At 32.2% G+C, this 18,984-nt stretch carries 19 protein-coding genes and 2 tRNA genes; 16 read left to right on the top strand and 5 right to left on the bottom strand.

Going from position 1 to position 18,984, the window contains the following annotated elements:
* The first annotated feature begins 105 nt into the window (after positions 1 to 105).
* The 7 genes from MHB47_RS09220 (at position 106) to MHB47_RS09190 (ending at position 9,740) form a co-directional block, all read left to right on the top strand.
* Positions 106 to 1,590: a UDP-N-acetylmuramoyl-L-alanyl-D-glutamate--L-lysine ligase gene (locus MHB47_RS09220; protein ID WP_340757306.1), complete on the top strand. Its 1,485-nt coding sequence runs from the start codon at positions 106 to 108 to the stop codon at positions 1,588 to 1,590.
* A complete protein-coding gene (locus MHB47_RS09215; protein WP_340756302.1) occupies positions 1,580 to 1,819 on the top strand; it encodes a YueH family protein in 240 nt (79 codons plus the stop codon). The genes MHB47_RS09220 and MHB47_RS09215 overlap by 11 nt, the downstream gene beginning before the upstream one ends.
* A gap of 12 nt (positions 1,820 to 1,831) precedes the next feature.
* Positions 1,832 to 3,394 carry a peptide chain release factor 3 gene (locus tag MHB47_RS09210; RefSeq protein ID WP_021339508.1) on the top strand — a complete coding sequence of 521 codons (1,563 nt, stop codon included), beginning with the start codon at positions 1,832 to 1,834 and terminating at the stop codon, positions 3,392 to 3,394.
* A gap of 354 nt (positions 3,395 to 3,748) precedes the next feature.
* On the top strand, positions 3,749 to 4,552 hold the full coding sequence (locus MHB47_RS09205; protein WP_340756300.1) for a TerC family protein: 804 nt from the start codon (positions 3,749 to 3,751) through the stop codon (positions 4,550 to 4,552).
* Between the two features lie 275 nt (positions 4,553 to 4,827).
* Positions 4,828 to 6,609 carry a trypsin-like peptidase domain-containing protein gene (locus MHB47_RS09200; protein WP_340756298.1) on the top strand — a complete coding sequence of 594 codons (1,782 nt, stop codon included), beginning with the start codon at positions 4,828 to 4,830 and terminating at the stop codon, positions 6,607 to 6,609.
* An 18-nt stretch (positions 6,610 to 6,627) separates the two neighbouring features.
* Positions 6,628 to 7,986 (top strand): TrkH family potassium uptake protein, encoded by a 1,359-nt coding sequence (locus MHB47_RS09195; protein ID WP_002508076.1) that lies wholly within the window; start codon positions 6,628 to 6,630, stop codon positions 7,984 to 7,986.
* Between the two features lie 245 nt (positions 7,987 to 8,231).
* Entirely contained in the window at positions 8,232 to 9,740 is a 1,509-nt protein-coding gene (locus tag MHB47_RS09190) for a bifunctional metallophosphatase/5'-nucleotidase (RefSeq protein ID WP_340756295.1), read from the top strand.
* A 261-nt stretch (positions 9,741 to 10,001) separates the two neighbouring features.
* Here the strand turns inward: MHB47_RS09190 and MHB47_RS09185 are convergent, their stop codons facing one another.
* Together MHB47_RS09185 and MHB47_RS09180 are read right to left on the bottom strand one after the other, a co-directional pair.
* The gene (locus tag MHB47_RS09185) at positions 10,002 to 10,604 is read right to left on the bottom strand and encodes a CPBP family glutamic-type intramembrane protease (protein ID WP_002508074.1); all 603 of its coding nucleotides are present in this window, start codon (positions 10,602 to 10,604) and stop codon (positions 10,002 to 10,004) included.
* Between the two features lie 6 nt (positions 10,605 to 10,610).
* Positions 10,611 to 10,796: a YkvS family protein gene (locus tag MHB47_RS09180; RefSeq protein WP_002508073.1), complete on the bottom strand. Its 186-nt coding sequence runs from the start codon at positions 10,794 to 10,796 to the stop codon at positions 10,611 to 10,613.
* Between the two features lie 200 nt (positions 10,797 to 10,996).
* Here MHB47_RS09180 and MHB47_RS09175 point away from each other — a divergent pair, with 200 nt between their 5' ends.
* Positions 10,997 to 11,986: a lipoate--protein ligase gene (locus tag MHB47_RS09175; protein WP_340756293.1), complete on the top strand. Its 990-nt coding sequence runs from the start codon at positions 10,997 to 10,999 to the stop codon at positions 11,984 to 11,986.
* A gap of 99 nt (positions 11,987 to 12,085) precedes the next feature.
* On the opposite strand, the gene MHB47_RS09170 is transcribed toward MHB47_RS09175, so the two are convergent.
* Positions 12,086 to 12,304 (bottom strand): IDEAL domain-containing protein, encoded by a 219-nt coding sequence (locus MHB47_RS09170; RefSeq protein WP_002508071.1) that lies wholly within the window; start codon positions 12,302 to 12,304, stop codon positions 12,086 to 12,088.
* A 252-nt stretch (positions 12,305 to 12,556) separates the two neighbouring features.
* Between MHB47_RS09170 and MHB47_RS09165 the strand changes: the two genes are divergently transcribed.
* The 7 genes from MHB47_RS09165 (at position 12,557) to MHB47_RS09135 (ending at position 16,571) form a co-directional block, all read left to right on the top strand.
* A complete protein-coding gene (locus MHB47_RS09165; protein WP_002508070.1) occupies positions 12,557 to 13,120 on the top strand; it encodes a competence protein ComK in 564 nt (187 codons plus the stop codon).
* Positions 13,121 to 13,274: 154 nt separating this feature from the next.
* A tRNA-Asn gene (locus tag MHB47_RS09160) sits at positions 13,275 to 13,349 on the top strand.
* A gap of 2 nt (positions 13,350 to 13,351) precedes the next feature.
* Positions 13,352 to 13,440 (top strand) — tRNA-Ser (locus MHB47_RS09155).
* A gap of 382 nt (positions 13,441 to 13,822) precedes the next feature.
* Entirely contained in the window at positions 13,823 to 14,137 is a 315-nt protein-coding gene (locus MHB47_RS09150; protein WP_069828118.1) for an ArsR/SmtB family transcription factor, read from the top strand.
* Positions 14,137 to 15,429 (top strand): arsenite efflux transporter membrane subunit ArsB, encoded by a 1,293-nt coding sequence (arsB, locus tag MHB47_RS09145; RefSeq protein ID WP_198644304.1) that lies wholly within the window; start codon positions 14,137 to 14,139, stop codon positions 15,427 to 15,429. The genes MHB47_RS09150 and arsB overlap by 1 nt, the downstream gene beginning before the upstream one ends.
* Positions 15,430 to 15,446: 17 nt before the next feature.
* Positions 15,447 to 15,842 (top strand): arsenate reductase (thioredoxin), encoded by a 396-nt coding sequence (arsC, locus tag MHB47_RS09140; RefSeq protein ID WP_002512251.1) that lies wholly within the window; start codon positions 15,447 to 15,449, stop codon positions 15,840 to 15,842.
* Positions 15,843 to 16,316: 474 nt separating this feature from the next.
* Entirely contained in the window at positions 16,317 to 16,571 is a 255-nt protein-coding gene (locus MHB47_RS09135) for a GlsB/YeaQ/YmgE family stress response membrane protein (protein WP_340756288.1), read from the top strand.
* A 351-nt stretch (positions 16,572 to 16,922) separates the two neighbouring features.
* On the opposite strand, the gene MHB47_RS09130 is transcribed toward MHB47_RS09135, so the two are convergent.
* Positions 16,923 to 17,135 carry a TM2 domain-containing protein gene (locus MHB47_RS09130; RefSeq protein ID WP_002508060.1) on the bottom strand — a complete coding sequence of 71 codons (213 nt, stop codon included), beginning with the start codon at positions 17,133 to 17,135 and terminating at the stop codon, positions 16,923 to 16,925.
* A 174-nt stretch (positions 17,136 to 17,309) separates the two neighbouring features.
* Between MHB47_RS09130 and MHB47_RS09125 the strand changes: the two genes are divergently transcribed.
* Complete coding sequence (locus MHB47_RS09125) at positions 17,310 to 17,867, top strand: GNAT family N-acetyltransferase (RefSeq protein ID WP_002508059.1); 558 nt, start codon at positions 17,310 to 17,312, stop codon at positions 17,865 to 17,867.
* Between the two features lie 111 nt (positions 17,868 to 17,978).
* Here MHB47_RS09125 and MHB47_RS09120 read toward each other — a convergent pair whose 3' ends face one another.
* Positions 17,979 to 18,917 (bottom strand): 1,4-dihydroxy-2-naphthoate polyprenyltransferase, encoded by a 939-nt coding sequence (locus tag MHB47_RS09120; protein ID WP_340756285.1) that lies wholly within the window; start codon positions 18,915 to 18,917, stop codon positions 17,979 to 17,981.
* Positions 18,918 to 18,984 lie beyond the last annotated feature (67 nt).

Below are 18,984 nucleotides of genomic sequence, written 5' to 3'. Positions count from 1 at the left end.
CACATATATAATAGGAAGAAATTATTATAATCTAGATAATAGATTCTATAAAATCAAAGAAAAACGTGTATAATAGAAGTATTGGAAATAAAGGAGCGATAAATGTTGGATGCAAATTTGTTATTTGAAAAAATAAGAGTAAAACAAGTTGTCGGTACGTTAGAGAGAGATGTAACAGATATCACAACTGATTCTCGTACTGCACAACAAGGTAGCGTTTTTGTAGCATCGAAAGGTTATACCGTTGATAGTCACAAATTCTGTCAAGACGTAGTAAACCAAGGCTGCCAAATCGTCGTCGTAAGTCAAGCGCAAGAATTAGACGGTAATGTGACACAAATCATAGTACCTGATACTTTACGCGTAGCAAGTCTATTAGCAAACAAGTTATTTAATTATCCAAGTAAACAGCTTGTCACTTATGGTGTTACAGGAACAAATGGTAAGACGTCAATTGCTACAATGATACACCATATCTATAGAAAATTAGGTAAAGGTAGTGCTTACTTAGGAACAAATGGTTTTCAGATTAATGAAGAAAAATCAAAAGGCTCTAATACTACACCAGAAACTGTAGCTTTAACTAAAAAAATCAATGAAGCTGTTGAAAAGAAAGCTGAAGCTATGACTTTAGAAGTTTCCAGTCATGGGTTATCATTGGGACGCTTAAGTGGTGTTAACTTTGATGTGGCAATTTTTTCAAATTTAACACAAGACCATTTAGATTTTCACGGCACGATGGAAGCATATGGCCATGCAAAATCACTATTATTTAGCCAACTTGGACAAGATTTATCTCAAGAAAAGTTTGTTGTGTTAAATCAAGATGATGGATTTTCTGAATATCTTGCATCAGTATCACCATTTGAAGTGTTTACTTACGGCATTAATAACAAAGCACAATTTATGGCTGAAGATATAAATGAATCATTACAGGGTGCGACTTTTAATTTTGTAACGCCAGAGGGTAATTTTTATGTGAAGTCACCATATGTCGGGCTTTTTAATGTTTCTAATATTATGGCAGCAATGATTGCTGTTTGGAGTAAGGGCGTTAATCTAAGTGAAATTGTAAAAGCAGTTGAAAATTTAGAACCAGTCGAAGGCAGACTCGAAGTATTAGACGTAACGTTACCAATTGATTTGATTATTGATTATGCACATACAGCAGATGGTATGGATAAATTAATTGATGCAGTTCAACCCTTTACTTCACAAAAATTAATTTTCTTATGTGGTTTGGCAGGAGAACGAGATATGAGCAAAGCACCTGAAATGGGACGTATTGCATGCCGTGCGGACTACGTGGTTTTCACACCAGATAATCCAGCAAACGATGAGCCTAAAGTGTTAACACAGGCACTAGCACAAGGTGCGACGCATCAAAATTACATTGAATTTGACGATCGTGCTGAAGGAATTCGCCATGCGATTGATATCGCTGAACCTGGAGATACAGTAGTATTAGCTTCGAAAGGGCGGGAGCCGTATCAGATTATGCCTGGCCATGTAAAAGTACCTCATAGAGATGATTTGATTGGTTTAGAAGCGGCATATAAAAAATTTGGTGGTGGGCCAGTTGAAGATTAGCAATATAGATTGTAATGATGTGCATTCAAATTTATATATTTATGAAAATACTGAAGCGGAAGTATACTTAATTGCGCTGCCAGAATTAAATTGGTCATTAGAAATAGATACAACATTAAATGAAGATGATATCAATGATGAACTTGTGATACACTTGTTTACATTACTTGACGAGTTTACAGCAACTAAGGTTGCCACTGACATTGTCAAATTGATACTTGAGGATTAAAGGAGACTAAAAATGAGTATAAAGGAAGAAGTAGAATCTAGAAAAACCTTTGCAATTATATCTCATCCTGATGCTGGTAAAACCACATTAACTGAAAAGTTATTATTATTTGGTGGTGCAATTAGAGAAGCAGGAACTGTTAAAGGTAAAAAAAGTGGGAAATTTGCAACAAGTGACTGGATGAAAGTAGAGCAAGAGCGTGGTATTTCAGTTACAAGTTCAGTGATGCAGTTTGATTATGATCACTATAAAATCAACATTCTAGATACGCCAGGACACGAAGATTTTTCAGAAGACACATATAGAACACTTTTAGCAGTAGATAGTGCTGTAATGGTAATTGACTGTGCAAAAGGAATTGAACCACAAACACTAAAACTTTTTAAAGTTTGTAAAATGAGAGGTATTCCAATCTTTACGTTTATTAATAAACTTGATCGTGTTGGTAAAGAACCATTTGAATTATTAGATGAAATTGAATCTACTTTAGAAATTGAAACATATCCCATGAATTGGCCGATAGGAATGGGACAAAATTTCTTTGGTATTATCGATCGTGACTCACATACGATTGAGCCTTTTAGAGAAGAAGAAAATACGTTGCATTTAAATGATGATTTTGAATTAGAAGAAGATCATAAAATGAAAAATGATAGCGCGTTTTCTCAAGCGATTGAAGAGTTGATGCTAGTAGAAGAAGCGGGCGAAGACTTTGATAATGAAGCATTACTAAATGGTGAATTAACGCCTGTATTTTTCGGTTCGGCATTAGCTAATTTTGGAGTTCAAAACTTCTTAAACGCTTATGTGGATCATGCACCAATGCCTCATAGTCGTCAAACAAAAGAAGAAGTGGAAGTAAAACCTTATGATTTAGATTTTTCAGGATTTATTTTCAAAATCCAAGCGAACATGGACCCTAAACATAGAGACCGTATTGCCTTTATGCGTGTAGTAAGCGGTGCCTTTGAACGTGGCATGGATGTTACGTTACAGCGTACCAAGAAAAAACAAAAAATAACACGTTCAACATCATTCATGGCTGATGATAAAGAAACAGTAAACCATGCGGTGGCTGGAGATATCATTGGTTTGTATGATACTGGTAATTACCAAATTGGTGACACGTTAGTTGGTGGTAATCAAAAATTCAGTTTCCAAGAATTACCACAATTTACGCCAGAGTTATTTATGAAAGTTTCAGCTAAAAACGTTATGAAACAAAAGCACTTTCATAAAGGTATTGAACAATTAGTTCAAGAAGGTGCGATTCAATATTATAAAGCACTACACACAAACCAAATTCTTATTGGGGCAGTTGGACAGTTACAATTTGAAGTATTCGAACACCGCTTAAAAAATGAATACAATGTCGATGTTGTCATGGAGGCAGTCGGTCCGAAAATTGCACGTTGGATAGAAAATGAAGAAGAAGTTAAAGATAAAATGAGTACATCGCGCTCAATTTTAGTTAAAGATATTTATGAAAATTATGTATTTTTATTTGATAATGAATTTGCAACGAGATGGTTTGAAGAGAAGTTTCCAGAAATTAAATTATATGGTTTGTTATAAAACTATATTTTGTGTATAATAACGATATTAATAGAATACCTATGACTTTGTAGTCAGAGGGGAGTAACTCAACTGTTATTAAAAGTATATATGAAGCATACATTTATATGCTTAAAGAAAATACTTTGTATGTCTTTTTAACATAGTCATTTTATCGTCATTACGAAGCTTGATTGCTTCCGGTAAAATGGGCAGATACAAACTGTCGAGTGAGACCTTTGCTAATAGTGAATAACGTGATTGATTTGTTCTTTAGTGTATAAAAACTAAATGAACTAAATTAAATAACGGCAACACACTAACTTAGCTTAGGTCTCTATTTTTATGTTTAAAAAAATTAAGGAGTTGTCCTAGATGGATCCAAGTATGATTTTACCTTATTTATGGGTGCTCGTTGTTCTAGTATTTTTAGAAGGACTATTGGCTGCAGATAATGCCGTAGTTATGGCAGTTATGGTTAAACATTTACCGCCTGAACAACGAAAAAAAGCTTTGTTTTATGGTTTGTTAGGTGCATTAGTATTCCGTTTTATTTCTTTATTCTTAATCAGTATTATCGCAAATCTTTGGTGGATACAAGCACTTGGTGCATTATACCTACTATATATGTCCATAACCAATTTGATATCCTTCTTTAAAGAGAAAGATAAGGAAGAACAAGAAGCTGGTGATGATCACCACTTTGATGAAGATGGTGGAGAGATTCACGCAAGCCCTAAAGAATTTTGGGGCACTGTATTAAAAGTTGAATTCGCAGATATTGCATTTGCTATTGATTCAATGCTTGCAGCTCTTGCAATTGCAGTGACATTACCAGCAGTTGGCATCCACTTCGGCGGAATGGACTTAGGTCAGTTTGCTGTTATGTTCATAGGTGGTATGTTGGGCGTTGTAATTATGCGTTTCGCTGCAACATGGTTTGTAAACTTATTAAACAAATACCCAGGTTTAGAAGGCGCAGCGTTTGCTATAGTTGGTTGGGTAGGTGTTAAATTAGTGGTCATGGTGCTTGCACATGAAAAAATCGCTGTTTTACCTGAACACTTCCCACATAGTACGTTATGGCAATCAATTTTCTGGACTGTCATGATATTATTAGTAGTTATTGGTTGGTTAACTTCATTAAGAAATAACAAGAAAAAAGAAAAACAAAAGTAAATGTTAATATAACTGGAAAAGCTCATAGAGGTTTTCCAGTTTTTTTATGTGAAAACATGTAAGGTATTATTTATAAATTTTAATATTGTAGTTTACTAAAATTGAGCAAGGATGTGTCAAAATATTTGAGAAAATCATTTAAAGTTAGAAATTTAGAAAGAAAGTGATTATAATCAGAATGTATCTACTTTTATAAAAGAAAATAAAGAAGAATTATCTATTATATTATGTCATAATAGATAGTGAAGATTTATGTAAGATTAGGGGGGATTAAGGTGACTCAAAATAAAAAACACGTCATTCCTAAAGAAAAATATGGACGTAAACGACGTGAGTTTTTTCATAATGAAGAACGTGAACAACGTGTACATTTAGAGCATGAGGCCAGAGAACAGCGTAAAGAAAAAGCGCAAAGATTAGCCAAAAATAATGAAGAGCGTGTGAAAGAAAATTTACGAAAAGCACGTATCGAAAAGCTAACACAAGAAGAGATACAACAACAACAGGCTTTGATGGCTAAACAAAGTGGTTCTAAAGAAGATATAGATATACCAAGCGATAAACAGTCATCAGATACCACACAGTCCTCAAGTTACCCACAGAAGCAAAATGCTAATTATCATACTCAAAGTAAGTCTGAGCAAGAAACAGATGATCATCGAGAGAATACAGAAAATGATACAGTGGTTACTGAGCAGAGCACATTATCAAAAAATCAATCGCCAAAAATTGATGAAGAAGATAACTTTTATTCAGAAGAAGCACAACAATCTCGAGTTGAAACATACGTTGAAGAAGATGATGTAGATGCAAAAGAAGAAAAAGCGCAAACAACAGCGCGTAACAAACATGCATCTCAACATCAAGGACCAAATCACGCCAATCAAAATGGACCATTAAGCAACGTTGATAAGATTAAATATTTCTTTAAGGAACATTGGCCTAAAGTACTTATTGTTATTGCAGTTATATTATTATTAACATTGATGAATTCAATATTTGCTAACGTTGATCAAAACGGTAATGACAAGGATAGTATTTTCCAAAGTAATAAGGGTAAAGAAAAGTCATATACCACAACTATGAAGAGCGCTAATAGTGCTACGCAATCAGTAGTAACGGTTGAGAATGATACAAGCAACAAAGATTCTTCTGCAGAGAAAGAGACACAAGAAGCAGGTAAAGAAAATGAGCTAGGATCAGGTGTCGTCTACAAAAAAGTAGGCGACTCTATTTTTATCATGACAAATGCGCATGTAGTAGGAGACAAGAAAGAACAGAAGATTACATATGGTAATGGAGACTACTCAATAGGAAAAGTTATTGGTACAGATAAATTCTCTGATATTGCAGTGGTTAAAGCAAAGGTTAAGTCTGGGAGCGACGTTAAACCAATCAAAATGGGTGATTCAAGCACTTTAGTATTAGGGGAACCTATTATCGTGGTAGGGAATCCACTAGGCGTTGATTTTAAAGGTAGTGTTTCAGAAGGAATCGTATCAGGTCTTAATCGTCATATTCCTGTAGATATTGATAAAGATGAACAATATGATGTATTAATGGATGCATTTCAAATCGATGCGCCAGTAAACCCTGGTAACTCTGGTGGTGGCGTGGTTAATAGAGATGGTAAATTAATAGGCATTGCATCGTTGAAGATAGATATGGATAATGTAGAAGGTATTGCATTTGCAATTCCAGTAAATCAAGCTGAATCAATAGCAAAAGAACTTGAAGCTAAAGGTGAAGTCAAATATCCTAATACAGGTATTCGTATCATGAATGTTGCCGATATCGATGATGAAAGGCGTCAATCATTACAACTACCTGAAGATGTGAAATCAGGTGTATTAATTGGTGAAGTTAAAGAAAATTCAACAGGTGAAAAATCTGGGTTGCAAAAAGATGATGTAATAGTAGAATTAGATGGTAAAGAATTAGAAGATAATCTAAGATATAGACAAATTATTTTTAATCATAAAGATGATTTGGATACATTACCAGCTAAAATATACAGAGATGGTAAGCTTAAGGATATCAAGATTAAATTGAAGTAGCGTTGGGGTGAATAAACGTTGTCCATTTTCAATCAATTGTTAAAAAAATCAAGCCCTCAACAAGGGATAGTGATGTATTATATTGTTGCAATTATCGTAGCATTTTTATTACTTAATTTACCATTTGTTCACAAATCTGGAATCAATGTTGACCCGATTGATTCTTTGTTTGTAGCAGTTTCAGGCGTGAGTGTGACTGGTTTATCACCTGTTAATATCGTTGAGACATATACTACTTTTGGACAAATCATAATTATGATTATTCTAAATATCGGTGGAATTGGCGTCATGGCCATTGGTACGATGCTATGGGTGTTTTTAGGAAAACATATTGGCATGCGTGAACGTCAGCTTATTATGCTTGATAATAATAAAGATACCATGAGTGGTACAGTTAAACTGATTCTAGATATTGTACGTACAATTTTAATTATAGAACTTGTTGGAGCATCATTATTAGCATTCTATTTTTATAGAGATAATCCAGATTTGCAATATGCAATTATGCAGGGCATGTTTGTAGCGGTATCTGCAACGACAAACGGCGGTTTAGACATAACAGGACAATCGTTAATTCCTTATGCTAATGACTATTTTGTTCAGACTATAGTTATGTTTTTAATTATTTTAGGATCTATTGGCTTTCCAGTATTAATTGAAGTAAAAGCATACATTAAAAATAGAATACCTAATTTTAGATTTTCATTATTTGCAAAAATTACAACAATGACTTACTTAGTATTGTTTGTATTCGGCGCAATAATAATTTTATTATTTGAACATAACCATGCTTTTCAAAATATGACGTGGCATAAATCATTATTTTACGCACTGTTCCAATCTGCAACAACAAGAAGTGCCGGATTACAAACCATTGATGTAAGTAATTTTGGAGAAGGTACGAATGTAATTATGAGTGTCTTAATGTTTATAGGTTCTTCACCGAGTTCAGTAGGTGGTGGTATTAGAACGACTACATTCGCAATCTTAATCTTATTCTTATTGAACTTTAGCAATAATAATGAAAAAACCTCGATTAAAGCATTTAATCGTGAGATTCATACAACAGATGTACAACGCTCATTTGCTGTTTTTACAATGGCAGGAATACTCACATTTGCAGGTACGATTACAATACTTGTGGTTGAAAATGGCAAAATATCATTTCTGCAAGCATTTTTCGAGGTCATGTCAGCATTTGGGACATGTGGACTATCATTAGGTGTTACTGATGACATTAGTGGGATGAGTAAGATCGTATTGATGGTACTGATGTTTATTGGTCGTGTAGGACTTATTAGTTTTATTATTATGATTGGTGGGCGTAGAGAGCCAGACAAATATCATTATCCGAAAGAACGTATTCAAATTGGCTAAAACTTCATTTTGATAGTTTTAAGATGATTAATTATAAAGTTATTCCCTTTCTTGTGAAAACAGTGCAAGAGAGGGTTTTTTAATTTCAATGTTTTATAGAATAATGTAAAAGTAGTAAAAAGAGGCAATTAAATGATTTAAGCAAGGCTTCTTAAATTATTAAAATTCTTAGAATGTAATATTTCCTTTTGCTATCATGGGTATTTAGAAACATGTTAAACTGTAGGAAATGAGGGGAGAGGCATATGAAAAAAAGCGAGAGAATTAGAATAGATGTTATCACAACTTCAGATATGCACAGTCATTTTCTAAACGGAGATCATGGTTCTAATATATATAGAGCAGGTACTTACGTTAAAACGAAGAGAAAAGAAAATGAACATGTTATTTTGTTGGACAGTGGCGGTAGTTTGGCTGGTTCATTGGCTGCATTTTATTATGCTGTTGTTGCGCCATATAAGCGTCATCCTATGATAAAGCTGATGAATGCTATGCAATATGATGCAAGTGGTATTAGTCCTAATGAATTTAAATTCGGTTTGTCCTTCTTTTCAAGAGCGGTCTCTTTATCCAGGTTTCCATGGTTATCGGCGAATATTGAATATAAGCGTACAAGAGAACCTTATTTCTCTACACCTTATACGATAAAAGAAGTAGAAGGCGTCAAGATAGCTATTGTTGGATTAACTTCAGACGGATTGATGAATCGCGAACACTTTGAAATGGAAAATGAGCTACAAATTGATAAAACTTTAGTGGCTTCTAAAAGATGGATTCGCTTTATTCATGAAACTGAAATGCCAGATTTTCTCATAGTCATATATCATGGTGGTATAAACCAACTAAATAAATCCGCAAATGAACGCGAACAAAACGTGAATGAAGCGGAAAAAATTATGCAATCATTAGGCGTGATTGATTTACTGATTACTGGTCATCAACATCAAACTTTTATAGGTAGAGATGATCAAACATTGTATGTACAAGCTGGTCAAAATGCGGAACAATTAGTCCATGTAAAAATTAACTTTAAGCAAAGAACTACCTCATATGAATTAGAAGATGTTGAGTCACAAATTGTTGATTTAAACGAGTATAAGGAAGATGAGGATTTACTAAACTTAACATTTTATGATAGAAAAACTGTTGAACATTGGGGGAAAGAAGTTTTAAATGTTACGCCCGTTTCTGCTCAAGTAAATGGTTTAGGAGACGTTATTACGAAGCCCCATCCTTTCACGCAACTTTTACATGACGGTATTCGCTCAGAGTTTGATTATGATATTTCATGTGTACATTTACCTACCAGTGGAGAAGAAGGCTTAGAAGCAACAATAACCAATGAAGCATTATATAAAGCGTATCCGCATCCTGACGTGCCAGTTGATTTAACTTTAAAAGGACAGCAGATTAAAGATATTCTAGAGTATGGCTATTCACATATAGAATTTAGCCATGGTGAACTCAGTTTAACAATTATTGATGAAACATTATGTACGTTTTGGCAAGGCGTGGATTACACAATTGATATGAATGCTGCACCGTTTAATCGTGTTAATTTAAAAAACATAAGACTGAATCATATGTATCGTGTAAGTATGACAGATTATTGTTATAGAAATTATAGACAGTATTTAGAAAATGCAGTTATTCATGAAACTGGCGAAATAACGATGGTAGAATTAATATCTAGAAATTTGAAAAATGAGCAGTATAAAATAAATCAAAAACAAAGCTTTAATGTAATAACATAGGCTAAAGGATTGTAATATAAATACTACTATATCCTCGTTTGCATAAGATAGGGCTATAGACTCAGCATGTAGTCTTCAATTCATGCTAGGCTATTCTAATTTGGCAAGTGTCTCGTATGCAAAAGTGTTGTAATAACTGGAAAAATGAGCATTATAATATATTTATTTTATATAGCACAAAAAACTGGAAGGCGATCATTATTTTAATGAGCGCCTTCCAGTTTTTAATTTTTAATAAAACGTATAAAGTTCCACAATAAGTTAAGCATGGAATATTAATAGAATTACTACTGCAACGATTTGTGCTATTACAGTGGTAGCAATTCTACGCGTATAAAAGTAGCTTATTGAGAGTGCAATTTGTACGATAAAGATGAAGAAAACAATCCATAAATTATCTAGATAGTAGAATAATGAAGCTGAGCAAAGCGCCGTAATTATAATGCTAAGCCAACTTGGTATGTTTAATTTAATCAATTCTTTTTGTAAAACTGTTCTCATATAGAGTTCATGACAAGGTATAACAAAGACTAATGTTATTAACATTTGCCATTTAAAATATACGCCAGTTCTTGTTAATTCTTTAATTAATTCAAGATATTTTATATCCGAAGAAATTGCTGCAATAATCAGCTGAATAATAATTAATACAATACCAGTAACAATTCCAACACCTAAAGAAGTAAGTAATCTCTTAGATTCTATATCTCTTTGATAAAAGATATAACTAATACCAGCTATGAGCATAATGCCAGTATATAAATACCAATACTCTTGTTTTTCCCCCCACATAATGAAGAGGATGATGTGGAATACAATAAAGCTTAAAAGAAACCATATTAAAGCCTTTGAAATTCTATTCATTTTTTACTATCCTTCTTGTTCAACGATTGTATATCGCTTATGATTAATAACAGTTTTTTCAGGCAAGTCTAAATCATTGAAATTCTCCATAATTGTTAAATCTACAATTACTGAATTATCATTAATTTTCTCTACACGGCCTTTTAAACCATCATAGAATTCTACTATATTTCCAACTTCTGCAACAGTCATTTTTAGTCCTCCCTAGAAATGCTAACTAGATAGTATTATACAAAAAAACTTAAGACAAATAAACAAATAACCATTAAATTGTGTGATATAAACCGATTTTGAAACTTTTTATCATATTTAATGTAAATGATTGGCATTTTTAGAGGAAATATAGCATAAATAAGGTAAGGGTATATTTTTAGGGAAAAGGAGTGCAATAGATGAAGTTTATTAGTAATAATGATATTACAGATCCAACATTAAATTTAGCAATGGAAGAATATGTATTAAAAAATATGCCGAAAGACGAAAGCTATTTTCTATTTTATGTGAATAGACCGTCTATTATAATTGGTAAAAACCAAAATACGATTGAAGAAGTTAACAAACCATATATTGATGCACATAATATTGATGTTGTGAGACGTATATCTGGTGGAGGCGCTGTTTACCATGATGAAGGTAATTTAAATTTCAGTTTTATAACAGATGATGATGGTAACAGCTTCCATAATTTTAAAAAATTTACAGAGCCAATTGTTGAAGCATTAAAATCGTTGGGTGTTGATGCTGAAATGACTGGTAGAAATGATATTCAAGTAGGTAACGCCAAAATTTCAGGCAATGCTATGGTAAAAGTGAAAGATCGTATGTTTAGTCATGGCACATTAATGTTAAATAGTGAATTGGATGAAGTTCAGAACGCATTAAAAGTTAATCCTGCAAAAATTAAATCTAAAGGGATTAAATCTGTACGTAGCAGAGTCGCAAATATTTCAGAATTTCTTGAAGAACCTATTAATATTGATAACTTTAAAGATATTATTTTAAAAACTATTTTTGGAGAAGCAAATCAAGTTGAAACATATCAACTTACTGATGAAGATTGGAAAAATATTGAAGCATTGAGTAATGAGAAATATCGTACATGGGATTGGAATTATGGTAGAAATCCAAAATATAACTTTGAAAGAGAAGAGAAGTTTGAAAAAGGTTTCGTTCAAATTAAATTAGATGTTAAACAAGGTCGTATTGAGCACGCAAGAATTTTTGGAGATTTCTTCGGTGAAGGTGACATAACAGAACTTGAAAATGCATTAGAAGGTACGTTACACGAGTTTGATAGTATTGAGGAAGCATTTTCAAACTACGATATTTATCATTATTTTGGTGATATCGATCGCCATGAACTCATTAGATTAATGTCATAAACAAGAGTTATAAGTAAAAATAAAACTCAAAAAGGTCTATTCTCTAACTTATTGGTGTAAGTAGGGAATAGACCTTATTTTAAATAACAATCTATTAAATTATCCAACGAGAAATTCCTCCAGGTTTCTGTATTCTTCAGTATAACGTTTGAAATCCTGCTCGTTTTTATTCTTAAGCGCGTGGTCAATGAGGTATTCTAACTGCTGTTTACGGACATTTCTTAACGACTCATCAATGATTAATTCAATACCTAAATCATTAATCGTTGACACAAAAGATTCTAATGAATTGTATTTAACATTTGTATTGTTTTTCATTTTCAACACAGCCCCTCTATCTATATTTACATATAGTATACAGCCTTTTATTTTTGAAATCAATAAATAGTCAGATTTTTCCGAAAATATAATTGTAATTTGCAACTTTTCAAAAAATAAGAAAATGCAAAAGTATAATAACTAAAAATCAATTGTAGAAAACTTATAAAATATTTTATTAAATAAGTTGATTTTAAAATCTTTGTGTTATATTATTTGAGTATCACCATAAGTTTTAAGGAGGCGTCAGCTATGATTCAACAATACATTATTAAAAAAGGTGATATGGCTCTTCAACCTTGTAATTTATCTATAGGACTAAATGAAGGTACTTGTGTATTAAAGTATAAGGAGGAGCGTGATATCGTAAAGGAACGGACACATAAGATTATAGATCGTTCATGTAGATTTTATGGTAGTAGCTATGTATTTAAAAAAGAAGACACAATGAGAATTACAGGTATTAATAGTAAACCCCCGATATTATTCACTCCATTATTTCCTACTTATTTTTTTCCTACACATTCAGACCGAAAAGAAGAAAACACTTGGATCAATATTCATTATGTACAAACCATAAGAGCTTTAAAAGATAAAAAATGTAAAATCACATTTGTCGATAACCAGACTATAGTTGTTAATATTTCAGCACACAGTATGCATCATCAATACTTAAATGGCATATATTATTACTATATGATGGACAGAGCTGCTAGGGTGGCTACTTTTGATCCTGAATCTCCTATAGACTATACGAAACCACAATTAAATATTTATGAAGCATTAGCAAAATATTCTCTATTTGAAAATAAATAGCAAAACATTTCTAAAATTTAAATGTAAAAATGTCATATGTGGAATATTATATTAATTTAGTGTAAATATTCCGCATATTTTTTTGGTTAAGGTACTTGAAAATTTCTCTGAAGTTGATATAATAGTATTTGTGCTTGATTGAGATATCAATTATTCCACAGTAGCTCAGTGGTAGAGCTATCGGCTGTTAACCGATCGGTCGTAGGTTCGAGTCCTACCTGTGGAGCCATTGGAAACGTACTCAAGTTGGCTGAAGAGGCGCCCCTGCTAAGGGTGTAGGTCGCGCAAGCGGCGCGAGAGTTCGAATCTCTCCGTTTCCGTTAATAAAAACAAGATTTTTAATACCGAAGTCCTTAACAGGATTTCGGTATTTTTTTGTTTTGTGAATTTATAATTTGTAAATTCACAATTAATAATCATGATAGTAAGTAACCGCAAAAAGTTAAATAGGAAAAGAGTAAAATTAGTTAAAAGTATAATGAATTGCTACAAGTACTGCTAGTTGATACCACTTGTTTTAGAGCTTCGTTAATCCTGTAATAGCTTCATGTTTTATATTGCTCAAGTGTTAAGTGCTGTGAATCAACTATAATATATCAAAACTCAATTTTTTAATAAAAAAATTATAAGTAATCATCAATAGTACATAGACACTCGTCTATATAGATAGTATTATATTTAGTTATAAGAGGAGAGATGAACTTGTCATATAAAGAATTATCAAACGTATTAAAAGTGCTTTCTAACCCAAGTAGATTAGAAATTATGGATTTACTTTCTTGTGGTGAGTTATGTGCATGTGATGTATTGGAACATTTTCAATTTTCTCAGCCAACTTTAAGTCATCATATGAAATCTTTAGTAGAGTGTGAGTTAATTACTACACGAAAAGAGGGGAATAAGCGCATGTATCGGCTTAACCACGATGTATTTGAACAAATTAATCAAAGTTTAAATCTAATAAATACTACAAATGAATTATGTATTTGTAAAAATATGAAGTCAGGTGAGTGTTAATGATGACGATATTAGCAATCACAATCTTTGTATTAACGTTAATTTTTGTTATCTGGCAACCTAAAGGTTTAGATATTGGAATTACTGCATTAATTGGTGCTGTAGTATCTATAATTACGGGTGTTGTAAGTTTTTCAGATGTACTGGAAGTTACTGGAATCGTTTGGAATGCGACTTTAACGTTTGTTGCAGTTATTCTTATTTCACTTATATTAGATGAAATTGGGTTCTTTGAGTGGTCTGCTATACATATGGTTAGAGCATCAAAGGGTAATGGCTTGAAAATGTTTATCTTTATCATGCTTTTGGGTTCAGTTGTAGCAGCCTTCTTTGCAAATGATGGTGCAGCTTTAATACTTACCCCTATTGTATTAGCTATGGTACGTAATTTAGGTTTTGATAAAAAAGCAATATTTCCATTTATCATTGCTAGTGGTTTTATTGCAGATACAACTTCATTACCACTCATTGTTAGTAATTTAGTTAATATAGTTTCTGCAGATTATTTCGATATAGGTTTTATTGAATACTTCAGTAAAATGATTATACCTAATATATTCTCGTTGATTGCAAGTATTCTTGTGTTATGGCTTTATTTCAGAAAATCTATTCCAGGTAAATTTAACGAAGTAAATATTAGAGAACCAAGAGAAGCGATTAAAGATAAAAAGCTTTTTAACATCTCTTGGATTGTACTTGCTATCTTACTCGTTGGTTATTTAATAAGTGAGTTTATAAATATTCCAGTATCTATTATTGCTGGTATGATTGCTTTAATATTTGTATTATTAGCGCGTAAATCTAAAGCGGTGCATACGAAACAAGTAATTAAAGGTGCGCCATGGAATATTGTTTTATTCTCTATTGGTATGTATCTCGTCGTATTTGGTCTGAAAAATGTGGGGATTACAACACTTCTTGGTGATGTACTAACAAATATTTCAAGTTATGGCTTATTTAGTAGTATCATGGGCATGGGCTTTATAGCTGCATTTCTTTCATCTATTATGAACAACATGCCAACTGTATTAATAGATGCTATAGCAATTGGTCAATCGAGTGCCACAGGAATATTAAAAGAAGGCATGATTTATGCCAACGTTATTGGGTCTGATTTAGGACCTAAAATAACACCCATTGGCTCTTTAGCCACACTTCTTTGGTTACACGTGCTAACTCAAAAAGGAGTGAAAATATCTTGGGGTGTGTATTTCAAAACGGGAGTTATTATCACAATCCCTGTTTTATTTGTAACCTTATTAGGTTTATATTTAACACTAATTATTTTTTAAATGAGAGGTAATCATAAATGGATAAAAAAACAATTTACTTTATATGTACTGGTAATTCTTGTCGTAGTCAAATGGCTGAAGGCTGGGGAAGAGAAATACTCGGCAAAGAATGGAATGTTTACTCAGCAGGTATCGAAACGCATGGTGTAAATCCTAAGGCGATAGAAGCTATGAAAGAAGTTAATATTGATATTTCAAATCATACATCCGATATGATTGATAGTAATATTTTAAAACAATCTGATCTCGTTGTTACACTTTGTAGTGATGCTGATGATAATTGTCCAGTTATACCGCCTAATGTGAAAAAAGAACATTGGGGCTTTGATGACCCAGCAGGTAAAGCATGGTCAGAGTTTCAACGCGTAAGAGATGAAATAGGAGATACAATTAAACGATTTAAAGAACTATAATTATCTCAATTTTAAAAATGAGCATAAATTAAATCAGAAAAATAATAAAAACCTTCAAAGTAGACACTAAAAGTGAAAACTTTGAAGGTTTTTTACACGTCAAAATGAAAAAGTGTATTAATAATTATAGTTTGTAAAATTTTAAATAACTAGTTAGGGAAAAATGTACTATAAACAACAAGATTATGATAATTAGATATGAGTAAATCTTAATCGGTAATATGATGCAATAAATGTAATGAATTTTTGGTTTTATTTCAAGATTTTGTATGACTATATATATCTTGATATTGCATGAAAAACAAGAAATTCATTATAAAATATTGTTATAGCGCATTTAAATAGAGATGACTTGAGGAAAAACTAAGAAATTGTTTTGGTTTCCAAAATAAATATTGTTCACAATGTTGTATATAAATAAAAAAAGTGGTAAGCTATTCATTGTGATAAATCAAGAAAATAGGAGAGAGATATATGGGCTTTATTATGATGATTATTGTAGGCGGTTTAATCGGTTGGTTAGCCGGCGCAATTTTAGGTAAAGATATTCCAGGTGGAATAATTGGTAATATTATTGCAGGTTTAATCGGTTCAGCTATTGGTAGTAAATTATTAGGTACATGGGGGCCAGTCTTAGGTGGCGTTCCAATCTTACCAGCACTAATCGGGGCAATCGTATTAATCTTAATTGTTTCATTTATTATGAAAGCAATTAGAAAAAGAAAATAATTAAAAAACACTCACCATTTGGTGGGTGTTTTTTGTTAATCATAAGAGTTCTATAAGGTAATTGTAAAAATAAAAGCTAATCGTTTCTAAAATTAGAAACAATTAGCTTTTTCAATTTTTTCGTAAATTTCAATGTATATGAAATCTATTTTTTACTTATTAAATTTCTGATTCCTTTTATAATAAAGCCTACTACTACAGATCTGAAAACACGTGATATAATATTTTTCATTATTAGTCCTCCTAAGTTACAATTCAACTTTCCATAATTTGCTATATAGTTTCTTTACCCAATTTCAGATGAAATATTGGAGAAAATAGAAAATATTTTATCTTTTAATAAAAAAGTGGTTATTTTTCAAAAGAAATAAGACCGTCTTCGTCTGCTTTGTTAAAGAAAATCGTAATGATGCCACTAATGATAGCGATAACGTATGGAATGCCTGTCCAAAAGAACACTAAATGTATAATACCTTGTAAAAGTTGATTTGAGTAAAATTTATGAATGCCACACCAACCGAGTAAAAATGCAAGTATAACGTAAATGACTTTATTTACTTTCATATGTCTAGTCCTTTCATTTTAAAGTTCTTATCTTAATTATCTCTTATATTAAGCGATTCAACAATCGAAAACAATTAATGAAAAACGATTTCTCGTAAAAACCAATTATTACTTCGAATTTTTTATTTAATTCATATATAATATAGTTAAATAAACATAGTAAGGAGAATACAAATGATTAGAAAAGCTAAACCTACGGATAAGCATGAAATTGCAAAATTATGTTATATCATATGGAGTCAATTAGACATAGATTTAGTGGAATACACCGATAAAGAAAGATTACTAAAAATCATGGAACAAAGTATGGTGGATGTACCATATAGAGGTCATTATAGTAACACTTGGATATACGAAGTCGATGGTAACATTGCAGGTTGCTTAATTGCATATCCTGGTAACAAAGAGTTAGAGCTTGAAAAGGCTTGGTTAGATATGGAATTAGATGAAGACATTAGAGCATATGGGACGCCGATGCCAATGAAAGAGGCTAATGATGATGAATGGTATATCGAAACAGTTGCTACATTCCCAGAATTTAGAGGGCAGGGTGTCGCTACTAAATTAATTAAACATGTATTAGAAACGTATCCAGATGAAAAATGGAGCTTAAATTGTGATTTACTCAATGATGGGGCGTTACATGTTTATAAAAAATTAGGATTCCAACCTACAAGTGAATTCGATTTATATGGTCATATGCATTACCACATGGTACATATAAAAGACTGAGTTTTTATCTCTGTTAAAAAACAAAAAATCGACCTTCATGAGTATGAAGATCGAAAAAGTAATACTTACTTTATTTGATTGCTGGGTTAAACTTGCTAATTGAGAAATATATTAAATACCACCGAGCAGAGCACTAATATAAATACCTAGTGCATACAGTAGACCGAAGAATGTATTCGTTTTTCCTGTTGCAGCCATTGCTGGCATCATAGTTGCTGGCGTGTCATTCTTTTTGAATCTACGTACAGCCTTGATAGGTAGCGGGAATGACAGTAATGCAAGTAAAAAGAAAATTGAACCACCAGGTTGGAAGAATGTAATATAGATAACTAATGCATACGCGACAATGTACATTAATGCTAAGAAGCGTATTGAATTATTTTTACCCAATAAAATAGGTAATGTCTTACGACCACTTTCTTTATCTTTAACACGGTCACGAATGTTATTAGCCATATTGATTAAACCGATTGTTATAACAATCGGAAGACTGATCCAAACAACTAGATTTTGTAAATTACCTGTTTGAATGAAGAATGCAATTAAAATAATAATCATACCCATGAAAATTCCAGAGAATACTTCACCAAAAGGAGTCCAAGAAATAGGGAACGGTCCACCCGTGTATAAATAGCCAATTGCCATACACACGAGTCCAATTGGTATGAGCCAGAATGAACTGTTGATGGCTATAAATAATCCCAGTAAAGCAGCAATGACATAAAATGCAATGGCTATATTCATGACTAACTTAGGACTCATGCCATTGCGAACGATTGCACCACCGATTCCTACAGAAGTGTGGTCATCTAACCCTTTTTTGAAATCATAGTATTCATTAAACATGTTTGTCGCAGCTTGAATTAATAAACAAGCGATTAACATGGCTAAAAGTAAAGCAAGACTTAGATGATCTTCACTACCAAGTAGGAATATTTTTGCAGTAGCAGTACCAACAAGTACTGGTACCACAGCAGCGGTTAAAGTATGTGGTCTCATTAAGTGCCAGTATTTTCTGACAGTAGAATATTGTTGATATTGAGATGCCATAAAATTTTATACCTCGAATTCTTTTATATTAAAATATTTTTTATCAAATTTATTTTAATGGAAGAAC

This window comes from Staphylococcus sp. FSL K6-3157 (genome assembly GCF_038005145.1).
GTDB lineage: Bacteria > Bacillota > Bacilli > Staphylococcales > Staphylococcaceae > Staphylococcus > Staphylococcus equorum.
The sequence above is the reverse complement of the archived record's forward strand: the minus strand, read 5'-3'. Positions and strand labels throughout refer to the sequence as shown.

What these genes read in the sequence shown, in the direction of transcription:
- MHB47_RS09210 (WP_021339508.1), top strand. Translation starts at nt 1,832, where the DNA reads ATGAGTATAAAGGAAGAAGTAGAATCTAGAAAAACCTTTGCAATTATA.
- MHB47_RS09205 (WP_340756300.1), top strand. Translation starts at nt 3,749, where the DNA reads ATGGATCCAAGTATGATTTTACCTTATTTATGGGTGCTCGTTGTTCTA.
- MHB47_RS09190 (WP_340756295.1), top strand. Translation starts at nt 8,232, where the DNA reads ATGAAAAAAAGCGAGAGAATTAGAATAGATGTTATCACAACTTCAGAT.
- MHB47_RS09185 (WP_002508074.1), bottom strand. Translation starts at nt 10,604, where the DNA reads ATGAATAGAATTTCAAAGGCTTTAATATGGTTTCTTTTAAGCTTTATT.
- MHB47_RS09180 (WP_002508073.1), bottom strand. Translation starts at nt 10,796, where the DNA reads ATGACTGTTGCAGAAGTTGGAAATATAGTAGAATTCTATGATGGTTTA.
- MHB47_RS09175 (WP_340756293.1), top strand. Translation starts at nt 10,997, where the DNA reads ATGAAGTTTATTAGTAATAATGATATTACAGATCCAACATTAAATTTA.
- MHB47_RS09170 (WP_002508071.1), bottom strand. Translation starts at nt 12,304, where the DNA reads ATGAAAAACAATACAAATGTTAAATACAATTCATTAGAATCTTTTGTG.
- MHB47_RS09165 (WP_002508070.1), top strand. Translation starts at nt 12,557, where the DNA reads ATGATTCAACAATACATTATTAAAAAAGGTGATATGGCTCTTCAACCT.
- arsB (WP_198644304.1), top strand. Translation starts at nt 14,137, where the DNA reads ATGATGACGATATTAGCAATCACAATCTTTGTATTAACGTTAATTTTT.
- arsC (WP_002512251.1), top strand. Translation starts at nt 15,447, where the DNA reads ATGGATAAAAAAACAATTTACTTTATATGTACTGGTAATTCTTGTCGT.
- MHB47_RS09135 (WP_340756288.1), top strand. Translation starts at nt 16,317, where the DNA reads ATGGGCTTTATTATGATGATTATTGTAGGCGGTTTAATCGGTTGGTTA.
- MHB47_RS09130 (WP_002508060.1), bottom strand. Translation starts at nt 17,135, where the DNA reads ATGAAAGTAAATAAAGTCATTTACGTTATACTTGCATTTTTACTCGGT.
- MHB47_RS09125 (WP_002508059.1), top strand. Translation starts at nt 17,310, where the DNA reads ATGATTAGAAAAGCTAAACCTACGGATAAGCATGAAATTGCAAAATTA.
- MHB47_RS09120 (WP_340756285.1), bottom strand. Translation starts at nt 18,917, where the DNA reads ATGGCATCTCAATATCAACAATATTCTACTGTCAGAAAATACTGGCAC.